Origin of the sequence: Micromonospora sp. NPDC047465 (assembly GCF_040643125.1) — a bacterium.
GTDB lineage: Bacteria > Actinomycetota > Actinomycetes > Mycobacteriales > Micromonosporaceae > Micromonospora.
On the sequence record NZ_JBEYTP010000009.1, the window covers coordinates 94,817 to 107,339 of the forward strand.

General features: G+C 71.8%; 12 protein-coding genes. 4 read left to right on the forward strand and 8 right to left on the reverse strand.

Annotated elements, in window-relative coordinates; all coding sequences use genetic code 11:
- Positions 1-16 precede the first annotated feature (16 nt).
- The gene (locus ABZ793_RS11400) at positions 17-283 is read right to left on the reverse strand and encodes a hypothetical protein (RefSeq protein ID WP_357455454.1); all 267 of its coding nucleotides are present in this window, start codon (positions 281-283) and stop codon (positions 17-19) included.
- 156 nt (positions 284-439) lie between these two features.
- On the opposite strand from ABZ793_RS11400, the gene ABZ793_RS11405 reads away from it, so the two are divergent.
- Entirely contained in the window at positions 440-1,744 is a 1,305-nt protein-coding gene (locus ABZ793_RS11405; protein WP_357455457.1) for a DUF6350 family protein, read from the forward strand.
- A gap of 64 nt (positions 1,745-1,808) precedes the next feature.
- On the opposite strand, the gene ABZ793_RS11410 is transcribed toward ABZ793_RS11405, so the two are convergent.
- Complete coding sequence (locus ABZ793_RS11410; RefSeq protein ID WP_357455460.1) at positions 1,809-2,537, reverse strand: DUF4190 domain-containing protein; 729 nt, start codon at positions 2,535-2,537, stop codon at positions 1,809-1,811.
- Positions 2,538-2,557: 20 nt separating this feature from the next.
- Positions 2,558-2,860, reverse strand: a complete 303-nt coding sequence (locus ABZ793_RS11415) for a CD225/dispanin family protein (RefSeq protein ID WP_357455463.1) — start codon at positions 2,858-2,860, stop codon at positions 2,558-2,560.
- A 182-nt stretch (positions 2,861-3,042) separates the two neighbouring features.
- Between ABZ793_RS11415 and purN the strand changes: the two genes are divergently transcribed.
- Together purN and purH are read left to right on the forward strand one after the other, a co-directional pair.
- Positions 3,043-3,663 (forward strand): phosphoribosylglycinamide formyltransferase, encoded by a 621-nt coding sequence (gene purN / locus ABZ793_RS11420; protein WP_357455466.1) that lies wholly within the window; start codon positions 3,043-3,045, stop codon positions 3,661-3,663.
- On the forward strand, positions 3,660-5,231 hold the full coding sequence (purH, locus tag ABZ793_RS11425; RefSeq protein WP_357455469.1) for a bifunctional phosphoribosylaminoimidazolecarboxamide formyltransferase/IMP cyclohydrolase: 1,572 nt from the start codon (positions 3,660-3,662) through the stop codon (positions 5,229-5,231). The genes purN and purH overlap by 4 nt, the downstream gene beginning before the upstream one ends.
- 133 nt (positions 5,232-5,364) lie before the next feature.
- Here the strand turns inward: purH and ABZ793_RS11430 are convergent, their stop codons facing one another.
- The 5 genes from ABZ793_RS11430 to ABZ793_RS11450 all read right to left on the reverse strand — a co-directional run bounded on the left by ABZ793_RS11430 (position 5,365) and on the right by ABZ793_RS11450 (position 11,116).
- Positions 5,365-6,393 carry a dipeptide ABC transporter ATP-binding protein gene (locus ABZ793_RS11430; RefSeq protein ID WP_357455472.1) on the reverse strand — a complete coding sequence of 343 codons (1,029 nt, stop codon included), beginning with the start codon at positions 6,391-6,393 and terminating at the stop codon, positions 5,365-5,367.
- Complete coding sequence (locus ABZ793_RS11435; RefSeq protein ID WP_357455474.1) at positions 6,377-7,414, reverse strand: ABC transporter ATP-binding protein; 1,038 nt, start codon at positions 7,412-7,414, stop codon at positions 6,377-6,379. Before ABZ793_RS11435 ends, ABZ793_RS11430 begins: the two co-directional genes overlap by 17 nt.
- 53 nt (positions 7,415-7,467) lie before the next feature.
- Positions 7,468-8,424, reverse strand: coding sequence for an ABC transporter permease (locus ABZ793_RS11440; RefSeq protein WP_357455477.1), 957 nt, complete (start codon positions 8,422-8,424; stop codon positions 7,468-7,470).
- A gap of 63 nt (positions 8,425-8,487) precedes the next feature.
- On the reverse strand, positions 8,488-9,426 hold the full coding sequence (locus ABZ793_RS11445) for an ABC transporter permease (RefSeq protein ID WP_350703973.1): 939 nt from the start codon (positions 9,424-9,426) through the stop codon (positions 8,488-8,490).
- An 85-nt stretch (positions 9,427-9,511) separates the two neighbouring features.
- Positions 9,512-11,116, reverse strand: a complete 1,605-nt coding sequence (locus ABZ793_RS11450) for an ABC transporter substrate-binding protein (RefSeq protein ID WP_357455481.1) — start codon at positions 11,114-11,116, stop codon at positions 9,512-9,514.
- A 429-nt stretch (positions 11,117-11,545) separates the two neighbouring features.
- Between ABZ793_RS11450 and ABZ793_RS11455 the strand changes: the two genes are divergently transcribed.
- A complete protein-coding gene (locus ABZ793_RS11455) occupies positions 11,546-12,406 on the forward strand; it encodes a bifunctional methylenetetrahydrofolate dehydrogenase/methenyltetrahydrofolate cyclohydrolase (protein WP_350703969.1) in 861 nt (286 codons plus the stop codon).
- Positions 12,407-12,523 lie beyond the last annotated feature (117 nt).

The window sequence follows — 12,523 nt, forward strand, 5'->3', positions numbered from 1 at the left end:
CGTTCGCGGTCGGCCCTCAGTCGTTGTAGAGCGGGTAGTTGCCGCCGGCCCAGAGGATGCCGCTGCCGATGATGTTGAGCACGCCGAACGCGATCGCCAACCAGCCGAGCACCGGCGACTGGCCGAAGCGCTTGGCGTCCCGGATCGACAGGTAGCCGAGGACGATCCCCAGGATGCCGCAGCAGAGCAGGCCGAGGATGATGCCGAGCACGCCCCAGAGCGTGGTGCGGTCCTGGCCGGCCGCGGGCGGTGGCGGCGGGGGCGGCGGGTACGGAGCGTTCACGGCTTCCCTCCGGACGTCGGTGCCGCGACTTCGGTCGCGTCCCTGGGCCGAGGCTAGACCGGATCGGGGGCGGGAGACGGTGGATCACGGAACTCGCCGCCGCTCGGGGGCGGTATCGGACTGCCACCGCGCGCGCGGCATGCCAGAGTAGACCCGATGTCCTCCGTCACCCCTGATCAGCCGAGCCGCCCCGGCGTCGAGGCCGGCACCGACGCCCGGCCGGCCACGCCCGGCGGGCGCGGCCGGCGGGTGCCCGCGCCGCGGAGCGGCGAGCCCCCTCGTAACCGCGCCCCGCTGGCCGTCGCCGCGGCGGTCGCCGCCGGATGGGCGGCGCTCACCTCGTGGCTGCCGGTGGTGGTCGTGCTCTGGTTGTTCCAGCTCAGTGAGGACGCCGCCTCCGTGCCGGACGCGCTCCGCGCCGGGCTGGCCGGCTGGCTGCTCGGGCACGGCGTCCCGCTCGACACCGGCGCCGGCCCGCTCGGGCTGGCCCCGCTGGCGCTGACCGCGTTGGTGGTCTGGCGACTGACCCGGGCCGGCGTGCACGCCAGCCGGGCGATCGGCGCGCGCGGTGGGGGGTCGCCCCGGCAGGCGCTCGTCGCGGCCGGCGCGGTCGGCATCGCGTACGCGCTGATCGGCGTGCTCGCGGCGGTGCTGGCCGGCGCGGGCGGCCCTGAGGCGTCACCGGTCCGCGCCGGGGCCACCCTCGCGGTGCTGGGCACGCTCGCCGCCCTGGTCGGCTCGGCCCGGACGACCCGCGTCGCCGGCCTGCTGGCCGCGCGGTCCCCGGAGCCGCTGCGGGACGGGATCCGCACGGGGCTGGTCGCCGGGCTGCTGCTGCTCGCCGCGGGCGGCGGGGCGGCGGGGCTCGCCGTGGCCACCGGGGGCGGTGACGCCGCCGACCTCATCGGGGCCTATCGCACCGGGGTCGCCGGGCAGGCCGGGATCACCCTGGTCAGCCTCGCCTACGCGCCCAACGCCACCATCTGGTCGGTCAGCTACCTGCTCGGACCGGGTTTCGCCGTCGGCACGGACACGGCGGTCCGCACCAGCGAGGTGTCCCTCGGCGCGCTGCCGGCCGTCCCGCTGCTGGCGGGGCTGCCGCGCGGCCCGGTCGACGGCATCGGGGCGGCCCTGCTCGCGGTGCCGGTCCTCGCCGGGATGGCGGCGGGCTGGCTGCTGGCCCGCCGGCTGCTCCGGCTCGCCGCCGACGACCGGACGCCGCTGCGCTGGGGCCCGCTGCTCGGGCCGGCGGCGCTCGCCGGGCCGGTGGCCGGTGTGCTGCTGGGCGCCGCCGCGGCGGCCTCCGCCGGATCGCTGGGCGGCGGCCGGCTGGCCGAGGTGGGACCCGTCGCCTGGCACGTGGCCGGCGTGGCGACCGCGGTCATCGCGGTGGGCGCGCTGCTGGGCGCCGCCGCGACCCGGGCGCTCTCCCGCCCCGCCGACCCGCCCCGCGCCCGCTGAGACCCGCCGGTACGCCGAAGGGGCGCCCCGGACGAGCCAGGACGCCCCTTTCGTGCCGTGCCGGTCAGGGCTGGTAGGCGTCCATGCTGAATCCGACGAACAGCAGGAAGACCTGGAGCAGGCCCAGCACGGCGCCGATGGCGCCGCAGATCAGGCCGGCGAGGGCCTGACCCTGGTTGTCGGCCAGGCCCTGGGCGGCCTTCTGCTTGCCCATCCAGCCGGTCACCACGGCGGCGATGCCCAGCGGGATGCCGAGGTAGCAGCAGACCAGCGGGATCGACGCGATGCCGAGGATCATCGACACCAGGCCGAGGGTGTTCTGCTGCTGCCCCGGCCCCTTGCCGGCGAACCCGGCGTTCGGGTACATGGGCGGCGGCGGGTACGCCTGCTGGGCGTACGGATCCTGGTACGGCTGCTGCCCGTACGGCTGGCCCGAGGTCGGCGGCTGGCCATACGGCTGGCCGGAGGTCGGCGGCTGGGCGTACGGATCCTGGTACGGCGGCTGCCCGTACGGCTGGCCGGAGGTCGGCGGCTGCCCGTAGGGCTGGCCCGAGGTCGGCGGCTGGCCGTACGGCTGGCCGGAGGTCGGTGGCTGGCCGTAGGGCTGACCGGAGGTCGGCGGCTGGCCGTAGGGGTTCTGCGGTGCGGCGTACGGGTCGTTCGGCTGCCCGGAAGTGGGCTGCTGACCGTACGGCGCCGCCGGCGGCGGGGCGTACGGGTCGTGGTGCGGCGCGGTCGGGTCCTGGTGCGGCTGCTGACCGTAGGGATCCTGACCGGGGTAACCGGGCTGCATGCGAACTCCTCGCAGTTCTGTCAGTAGGTGCTGGCCGAGCTGCTGCCGCCAGCCAGTCCGGCGAGGCCACCGAGCAGGCAGCACACCAGAACGATCACGTACCAGCTGATGCCGACGATCAGCGCCCACTTGGACCACTTCTTCGACTCGGCGGCCGCGGCCTGGGCCCCGGCGTAGTCGCCCTGCTGCAGCAGGGTGTTCACCTTCGAGGCGTTGATGATGGCCGGGATGGCCAGCGGCCAGAAGAGGAAGATGGCGACGATCGACATCGCCATGTTGTTGTTGACCGGCGGTTGCTGCTGCGGCTGGTATCCGGGCTGCATTTCGGCGTACTCCTCATTCCACTCGACACCTCTGGGGTGCCGGATCACTGACGGGTGCGGGCCGGACGCGTGCGCCGGTCCCGAGCGACCGGCAGCGTACCCGGTTCTGCCCAACCACGTCGTCGGTGAATGTCGCGCTGCCCAGCGGATGGAACCGTCGGCCTGCCCGATAGGCTGGTCAGGTGACCGAGCCCGCGTCCGCCGCCCGCATCGTCGTCCTCGTCTCCGGCTCCGGATCCAACCTGCAGGCACTGCTCGACGCCTGTGCCGATCCGGCGTACGGAGCCCGGGTGGTCGCCGTCGGGGCCGACCGCGACGGCATCGCCGGGCTGGACCGGGCCGCCGCCGCGGGTGTGCCGACGTTCGTCGAGCGGGTCGCCGACCACCCCACCCGCGAGGACTGGGACGCCGCGTTGACCGCCCGCGTCGCCGAGCACCGGCCCGACCTGGTCATCTCCGCCGGTTTCCTCAAGCTGGTCGGCCCGCGCTTCCTGGCCGCCTTCGGCGACCGCTACCTGAACACGCACAACACGCTGCTGCCGGCGTTCCCCGGCATCCACGGTCCGCGCGACGCCCTCGCCTACGGCGTGAAGGTCACCGGGGCGACGTTGTTCTTCGTCGACGCCGGCATGGACACCGGCCCGATCGTCGCGCAGGTCGCCGTGCCGGTGCGCGACGACGACGACGTGGAGACGCTCACCGAGCGCATCAAGGACGCCGAGCGGCACCAGCTCGTCGAGCAGGTGGGCCGCCTGGTCCGCGAAGGTTGGACGATCACCGGAAGAAAGGTCACGGTTCCGTGAGTTCCACTCAGGACGAACGCCGCCCGATCAGGCGGGCGCTGGTCAGCGTCTACGACAAGACCGGCCTGGTCGAGCTGGCCCGGGCGCTGCACGCGGCCGGGGTGGAGATCGTCTCGACCGGCAGCACGGCCTCGACCATCGCCGAAGCGGGAGTGCCGGTGACCCCGGTGGAGGCGGTGACCGGCTTCCCGGAGATCCTCGACGGCCGGGTCAAGACGCTGCACCCGAAGGTGCACGGCGGGCTCCTCGCCGACCTGCGCAAGGACTCGCACGCCGCCCAGCTCGACGAGCACGGCATCGCGGGGATCGACCTGCTGGTCTCCAACCTCTACCCGTTCCAGGCCACGGTCGCCTCCGGCGCGGGCGTCGAGGAGTGCGTCGAGCAGATCGACATCGGCGGGCCGGCGATGGTCCGGGCGGCCGCCAAGAACCACGCCTCGGTCGCCGTGGTGACCGATCCGGCCGCGTACCCGGCCCTGCTCGCCGCGCTCGACGAGGGCGGCTTCACCCTGGCCCAGCGCCGCGTGCTGGCCGCCCAGGCGTTCGCGGTCATCGCCGAGTACGACGTGGCGGTGGCCGAGTGGTGCGCCGCCGTGCTGGCGCCCGAACAGGACGGCTGGCCGGGCTTCGCCGGGCTGGCGCTGCGCCGCTCGGCGGTGCTGCGCTACGGCGAGAACCCGCACCAGGCGGCGGCCCTCTACGTCGACCCGTCCAGCCCCGCCGGGCTCGCCCAGGCGGAGCAGCTGCACGGCAAGGAGATGTCGTACAACAACTACGTCGACGCGGACGCCGCGTGGCGGGCGGCCAACGACTTCGCCGACCAGCCGGCGGTGGCGATCATCAAGCACGCCAACCCGTGCGGCATCGCCGTCGGCGCCGACGTGGCCGACGCGCACCGCAAGGCGCACGCCTGCGACCCGGTGTCCGCGTACGGCGGGGTGATCGCGGTCAACCGGCCGGTCTCGGTCGAGCTGGCCCGGCAGGTCTCGGAGATCTTCACCGAGGTGCTGGTGGCGCCCGGTTTCGACGAGGGCGCCGTGGAGGTGCTCCAGGGCAAGAAGAACATCCGGCTGCTGCGCGCGCCGGCCTTCGACCCGCTGCCGGCCGAGTGGCGGCAGGTCACCGGGGGCGTGCTGGTGCAGATGGCGGACCGGATCGACGCCGACGGTGACGACCCGGCCAACTGGCGGCTGGCCGCGGGCGAGGCGGCCGACGAGGCGACCCTGCGTGACCTGGCCTTCGCCTGGCGGGCGGTGCGCGCGGTGAAGAGCAACGCGATCCTGCTGGCGAAGGACGGGGCGACCGTCGGCGTCGGGATGGGCCAGGTCAACCGGGTCGACTCGGCGCAGCTCGCGGTCAGCCGGGCCGGGGCGGAACGCGCCCGCGGCGCGGTCTGCGCCTCCGACGCGTTCTTCCCGTTCGCCGACGGTCCGAAGATCCTCATCGACGCGGGCGTCCGCGCGATCGTCCAGCCGGGCGGCTCGATCCGCGACGAGGAGGTGATCGCCGCCGCCAAGCAGGCCGGCGTCACCATGTACTTCACCGCCACCCGCCACTTCTTCCACTGACCCGCCAAGCCCCCGCCCCTCGCTTCCCGGCGATCTTGCACTTTGTGCCCCGGCATACGGGACGAAGCACCCGATTCGCGGGCACAAAGTGCAAGATCGCGGGTCCGAGGGCGAGGGCGAGGGTGCGGGTGGGTCAGGGGGTGGGGCGGAGTTCGGCGAAGTGGCACGCCGAGGGGTGCGGGTCTGCCGCGCGGAGCACCGTGTGCGGCTCCTCGCGGGCGCAGACCTCCTGGGCCTTCCAGCAGCGGGTGCGGAAGTGGCAGCCGCTCGGCGGGTCGGCCGGGCTCGGCACGTCCCCGGTGAGCCGGATCATGGTGCGCTGGTCGCGGGCGTCCGGGTCCGGCACCGGCACCGCCGACAGCAGCGCCTGGGTGTACGGGTGGGTGGCCCGCTCGTAGATCTCGTCCTCCGTGCCGATCTCCACGATCTTTCCGAGGTACATCACCGCGACCCGGTCGGAGATGTGCCGGACCACCGACAGGTCGTGGGCGATGAAGATGTACGACAGGCCGAACTCGTCCTGAAGCTGCTCCAGCAGGTTGATCACCTGCGCCTGGATCGACACGTCGAGCGCGGAGACGGGCTCGTCGCAGACGATGATCTCGGGCCGCAGGGCGAGCGCCCGGGCGATGCCGATGCGCTGCCGCTGACCGCCGGAGAACTGGTGCGGGTACCGGTTGATGTGCTCCGGGTTGAGGCCGACCACGTCGAGCAGTTCCTGCACCCGCTGTCGCCGGCTGCCCTTCGGCGCCGCGTCCGGGTGGATCTCGAACGGCTCGCCGATGATGTCGCCGACCGTCATCCGCGGATTCAGCGAGGTGTACGGGTCCTGCATGACCATCTGCATGTTGCGTCGCAGCCGGCGCAGCTCGGCGCCGGAGGCCCTGAACAGGTCCCGGCCCTCCAGGGTGGCCCGGCCCGCGGTCGGCGTCTCCAACCGCATCAGCAGCCGGGCCAGGGTGGACTTGCCGCAGCCGGACTCGCCGACCACCCCGAGGGTCTCGCCGCGGCGCAGCTCGAAGCTGACCCCGTCGACGGCCTTGACCGCGCCGACCTGCTTCTGGAACAACACGCCCTGACGGATCGGGAAGTGCTTGACGAGATTGTCGACGGCGAGGATCGTCTCGCCCCGGACCTTGGTCGGGCTAGCGGGCGCTGTCATCACGGACCTCCTGCGCGAAGTGGCACGCGCTGGTCCGGCCGTCGCCGAGGACCAGGTCGTGCGGCACCACGTCCACGCAGACCTGCTGCACGTACGGGCACCGGGGGTGGAAGGGGCAGCCGGACGGGATCCGCATCAGGTTGGGCGGCAGCCCCTTGATGGTGGAGAGCTGCTGGCCCCGCACGTCCATCCGCGGAATCGACTCCAGCAGCCCCTTCGTGTACGGGTGGGCCGGCGCCCGGTACAGCGAGCGGACGTTGGCGTGCTCGACGATCCGGCCGGCGTACATGACGGCGATCCGGTCCGCGACGCCGGCGACCACGCCGAGGTCGTGGGTGATCAGGATCATCGCCATGTCGAGATCGCGGCGCAGGTCGGCCAGCAGGTCCATGATCTGGGCCTGCACGGTGACGTCCAGCGCCGTGGTCGGCTCGTCGGCGATCAGCACCTTCGGGTTCATGGCCAGCGCCATCGCGATCATGACGCGCTGGCGCATGCCGCCGGAGAACTGGTGCGGGTAGTCCCCGAGCCGGTTGGCGGCGGCCGGGATCTTCACCAGATCCATCAGCTCGACGGCCCGCCGGCGGGCGTCCGCCTTGGACATGCCCTCGCGCTGGCGCAGCGTCTCGCCGATCTGCCAGCCCACCGGGAAAACGGGGTTCAGCGCGGAGAGGGCGTCCTGGAAGATCATCGCGATCTCCTTGCCCCGCACCTGCCGGCGCTGCTCCTCCGACAGCTTCAGCAGGTCCCGACCCTGGTAGAGGATCTGACCGGAGCGGATCAGCGCCGGGGGAGTGTCGAGGATGCCCATGATCGCCTGCGCGGTGACCGACTTGCCGGAGCCGGACTCGCCGAGCACGGCGAGCGTCTCGCCGGGGTCGAGGTGGTACGAGACCCCGTTGATCACCTTGGCCACGCCCTCGCCGGTGCGGAACTCGACGTGCAGGTCCCGTACGTCCAACAGGTGCCCGCCCTCGGGCGTCGGGGAGGCCGGCGTCGGCCGGACGGCGGACTGGTTCACGGTTCCTGCCTTTCGCCCGCGACTGCGGGGCTCGCTGCGCTCGTTCGCATCCGTCACCGCAGCTTCGGGTCGAACGCGTCGCGGATCGCGTCGCCGAGCATGATGAACGCCAGCACGGTCAGCGCGAGGAACGTCGAGGGGACGACCAGCGGGGTGGCCGACTCGCGCATGTGCACCCGGCCGGCGTCGATGTCGATGCCCCACGAGATCGTCGGCGCCTTCAGGCCGATGCCGAGGAAGGAGAGCGTCGCCTCGGCGGCGATGAACGAGCCGAGCGCGATGGTCAGCACCACGATCGCCGGGGCGAGCGCGTTCGGCAGGATGTGCCGCAGCATGATCCTGCCGTCGCCGGCGCCGAGCATCCGGGCCGCCGCCACGTAGTCCTGCTCCTTCGCGGTGATCACCGAGGAGCGGACGACGCGGGCGGCAGTCGTCCAGCCGAGGATCGCCAGCACGAAGATCACCGCGCCGATCCGGACCGCGGAGCTGTCGCTGTTCACCCGCTTCAGCAGCACGATCGCGGCGAGCAGCAGCGGGATGCCGAGCACGATGTCGATCACCCGGGAGAGCACCGCGTCGACCCAGCGGCCGAAGTAGCCGGCGACCATCCCGACGACGAGCGCGATCAGGCCGGTGAGCAGCGCGGAGAGGGCGCCGACCAGCAGCGACGCGCGGGCGCCGTACACCGCCCGGGAGTACGTGTCGCAGCCCTGGAAGTCGTACCCGAAGATCGCCCCGCCGGACGGGCCGGCGTGCTGGCGGGCCAACACGCAGTCGCGGGGGTCGTTCGTGGTGAACAGGCCGGGGACGGCGGCCATGGCGGCGACCAGCACCACCAGGGCGAGGCTGACCCAGAAGATCGGGTTGCGGCGCAGGTCGCGCCAGGCGTCGCCGGCCAGGCTGCGCGGCTTCTGCGGTACGCCCGCCTGACCCGGCGCGCCCGGCTCGCCCGACGGCCCCCGCCGCGCGGCCTGGTTCTCCGAAGCGGCGACAGTCTCGAAGTCACTCATGCCAGCACCTCGCTGCGCTCGGCGCCGGCACGGAACGCCGCGTTGATGATTCGTTCGCTGCGCTCACTCATAGCGGATCCTCGGGTCGAGTACGGCGTACAGGACGTCCACCACCAGGTTGGAGACGAGGTAGACCACGACAAGCACGCTGACGATGCCCACCACCAGTGGGCCGTCCTCGGTGCGGATGCCGCGGAAGAGGTTGAAGCCGACACCGGGGATGTTGAACACGCCCTCGGTGATGATCGCGCCGCTCATCAGGTTGCCCAGTTCGACGCCGAGGAAGGTGACCACCGGGATGAGCGAGTTGCGCAGCACGTGGACGCTGACGATGCGCCGCTTGGCCAGTCCCTTGGAGCGGGCGGTCCGGACGTAGTCGGCGCGCAGGTTCTCCGCCACCGAGGTCCGGGTCAGCCGCAGCGCGGTGGCCAGCGAGAGGGAGCCGAGCACGATGCCGGGCAGCAGCAGCGCGTACAGGTCGGGGTCGGCGCCGGCGGTGGGCGGGAAGAGCTGCCACTTGACGCCGAGGAGGTACTGGGCGAGGGGGGCGAGCACGATCGTGGGGATGCCGAGCACCAGCAGGGTCAGCAGCAGCGTCGAGTTGTCGAAGATGCTGGCCCGCCGGATGCCGGCGAGGACGCCCGCGGTGACCCCGAAGACGATGGTGACGGCCATGGCGATCAGCGCCAGCTTGACCGTGACGGGCCAGGCGGCGGCGAGGATGTCGCCGATCGAGCGCCCGGTCAGCGACTGCCCGAGGTCGCCCTGGAGGAGGTTCTTGATGTAGTCGAAGTAGCGGTAGAAGAAGCCGCCGACCCCGGTCTGGTCGAGGTGGAACTTCTCCGTCAGGTATGCCCGCTGCGCGGCCGTGACCGGGCGCTCCCCGGCTAGCGCCTGGATGGGGTCGCCCTGGCCGGCGAACATCAGCGCGTAGACGATCAGCGTGGTTCCGAAGAACGCGAGGACCATCTGGAGCAGACGCCTCAGGATGAAGCGGAACATACTTGGCAGTCTCTCTGAAAAGGGGTGAAGAGGATGGCGGGTCGGGCCACCGTCCGCCGGTGACCCGACCCGTCGTGCCGCGCTGTTACTTGACGGCCTCGATCTTCAGCAGGTCGATCCGGTCAAAGAGGTCCATCTCCACGTTCTTGACCTTGGTCGAGTGGCCGAAGTTGTTCTGGCCGTACCGCAGCGGGATGACCGGCAGGTCCTTGGCCAGCAGGTCCTCCGCCGCCTGGTACTTCTTGACCGCCTCGTCCTCGTTCGCGGCGCTGGCGCCCTCGGCGAGCAGCTTGTCGAACGCCGGGTTGCTGTAGCCGTAGTAGTTCGACGAGCCGTTGCTGCTGTACAGCGGGCCCAGGTAGTTCTCCATGGACGGGTAGTCCATGACCCAGCCCATCCGGAACAGGCCGACCGGCTGCTTGGCCTTGAGCTTGGTCAGCAGGTCCGCGAACTTCGGCTCGGCGTTGCCCACACAGTCCACGCCCAGGTTGGCCTTGAGCTGGTTGCAGGTCGCGTCGATCCAGTCCTTGTGGCCGCCGTCGCCGTTGTAGGACAGCTCGATCTTCGCCGGGCCGCCCGCGGCCTGGTACAGCGCCTTGGCCTTGGCCGGGTCGAACTCGCCAGCCTCACCGATGGTGTTGTCGCGGTAGCCCGCGACAACCGGCGAGACGAACGAGCGGGCGGGCTGCTGCGAGTCCTTGAAGATCGACTTGGTGATCTCGTCCCGGTCGATCGCCATCGAGATGGCCTTGCGCACGTCCGGGTTGCTGAATTCCTTCTGGAACGTCGGGAACGCCAGCACCTGGAGCGACGAGGCCGGGCTCTGCTTGAACCGGTCACCGAGGTCGGTGCCGGCCGTCGACAGGTTCTCGGTTGGGATGGTCTTGATGACGTCCAGGTTGTCCGACAGCACGTCCGCGTACGCGGCGGTCGGCTGCTGGTAGATCCGGAACTCGACGCCGGCCACCTTCGGCTTCTCGCCGGGGAAGGCTTCGTACTTCTCGACCTCGACCTTGGCGTCGTGCTGCCAGGTCCCCTTCATCTTGAACGGGCCCTGGCCCACCGGCGCCTGCTCGTACCCCTCGGCCAGCACGCCGGGCGCGGAGAACGCGGCCTTCGGCATCGGGTAGAAGGCGGTGTAGCCGAGCATGGTCTTGAACTCGCTGTACGGCTCGGAGAGCGTGACGGTGAAGGTCAGGTCGTCGACCTTCTTCAGGCCGGTCAGCGTCTTGGCCTTCGGCGTCTCGCCCTGCAGGTCCTCGTAGCCGGCGATCTTCTCGAAGAAGTAGCTCGAGTTCTGCCCGTTCGGCGCGTAGGCGCCGTAGTTCCAGGCGTCGAGGTAGTTGTCGGCGGTGACCTTCTCGCCGTTGTGGAAGGTGTAGCCGTCCTTGAGCTTGACCGTCCAGGTCGTGTTGTCCTCGGACGTCACCGACTCGGCCGCCACCTCGTACGGCTTGTTGGCCTCGTCGTAGTCGACCAGCGGGCTGAACAGGGCGCTGAGCACCTGCGAGCCGCTCGTCTCGTTGGTGTTGGTCGGCACCAGGTGCTGCGGCTCGGCGATCTCGATCCGCACGGCCGCGTCGGGGTTGCTCTCGCCGGATCCGCCGTCGCCGCCCGAGCCGCAGGCCACCAGGCCCAGGGTCACCGCGAGCGGGAGGGCGGTCCAGGTAGCGAGCCTGCGCACGCGCATGTAGCCTCCTCGTCTCCTCACGCTGCGCAGTCAGACCCGGCGCTGGGTTTACGCTGCGCAACGTTGGGCAACGGTAGGTCGCGGGTTGGCGTTCGGCAACGAGCGCGTTGCGAAGCGATAACGTGGCCGGCCCGAGGGTCTTGCGGCGGCCGAGCTCTCCTGCTATAGCCGTCGGGTCGACAAATGCCGCCCCACCTGCGGGCCGTCGTGAGGGGCGTGGCCGTCGCCGCCGCCTCTCGACCCTCCCGCGCCGTCCCGTCCCTGCCGTCCGACACCGTCCCCGCTGCGGGCGCGTCGTCCGGATCCGGCTGTGACCGAACCCATACGTGTTAACTCACAGTGATGAAATGCACGTCACTCTTCGTGATCGGACGGCTGGCTGACGCAGGTCGTCGGATCACCGGGCGTCGACCGTGAGACGATCTGGGCGTGACGGCGACGCTTCTGGACGGCAAGGCGACCGCGGCCGAGATCAAGGACGAGCTGCGGACGCGGGTCAAGGCACTGGCGGAACGCGGCATCACCCCCGGGCTGGGCACCGTCCTGGTCGGCGCCGACCCCGGGTCCCAGGCGTACGTCAACGGCAAGCACCGCGACTGCGCCGAGGTGGGCATCGCCTCGATCCGCCGGGAGCTGCCGGCCGACGCCACCCAGGAGCAGGTCGACGCGGTGCTCGCCGAGCTCAACGCCGACCCGGCCTGCCACGGCTACATCGTCCAGCTGCCGCTGCCGGGTCACCTCGACACCCAGCGGGTGCTGGAGCTGATCGACCCCGACAAGGACGCCGACGGCCTGCACCCGGTCAACCTCGGCCGGCTCGTCCTCGGCTACGAGGGCCCGCTGCCCTGCACCCCGCGCGGCATCGTCGAGCTGCTCCGCCGGCACGACGTGGCGCTGCGCGGGGCGAAGGTCGCCGTGGTCGGTCGGGGCAACACGGTCGGCCGCCCGCTCGGCCTGCTGCTGACCCGGCGCAGCGAGAACGCCACCGTGACGCTGTGCCACACCGGCACCCTCGACCTCGCCGCGCACACCCGCGCCGCCGACATCGTCATCGTGGCCGCCGGGGTGCCGGGCCTGCTCACCGCCGACATGGTCACGCCGGGCGCGGTGGTGGTCGACGTGGGCATCACCCGGGTGATCGGCCCGGACGGCAAGGGCCGCTACACCGGCGACGTCGCCCCGGAGACGGCCGAGGTGGCCGGCAAGCTGGTGCCGATGCCGGGCGGCGTCGGCCCGATGACCCGCGCGATGCTGCTGACCAACGTCGTCGAGCGCGCCGAACGCGACTGAGGTGCGGGGCAGGGCACCCTCCCGACGTCTCGGTGGAGGAAGGCCCTTCCGGACACCTCGGGGTGTGCCGTGGCCCGCTTGCATCGCCCATCGCGGTCATAACCGTCCGCCCCTGAC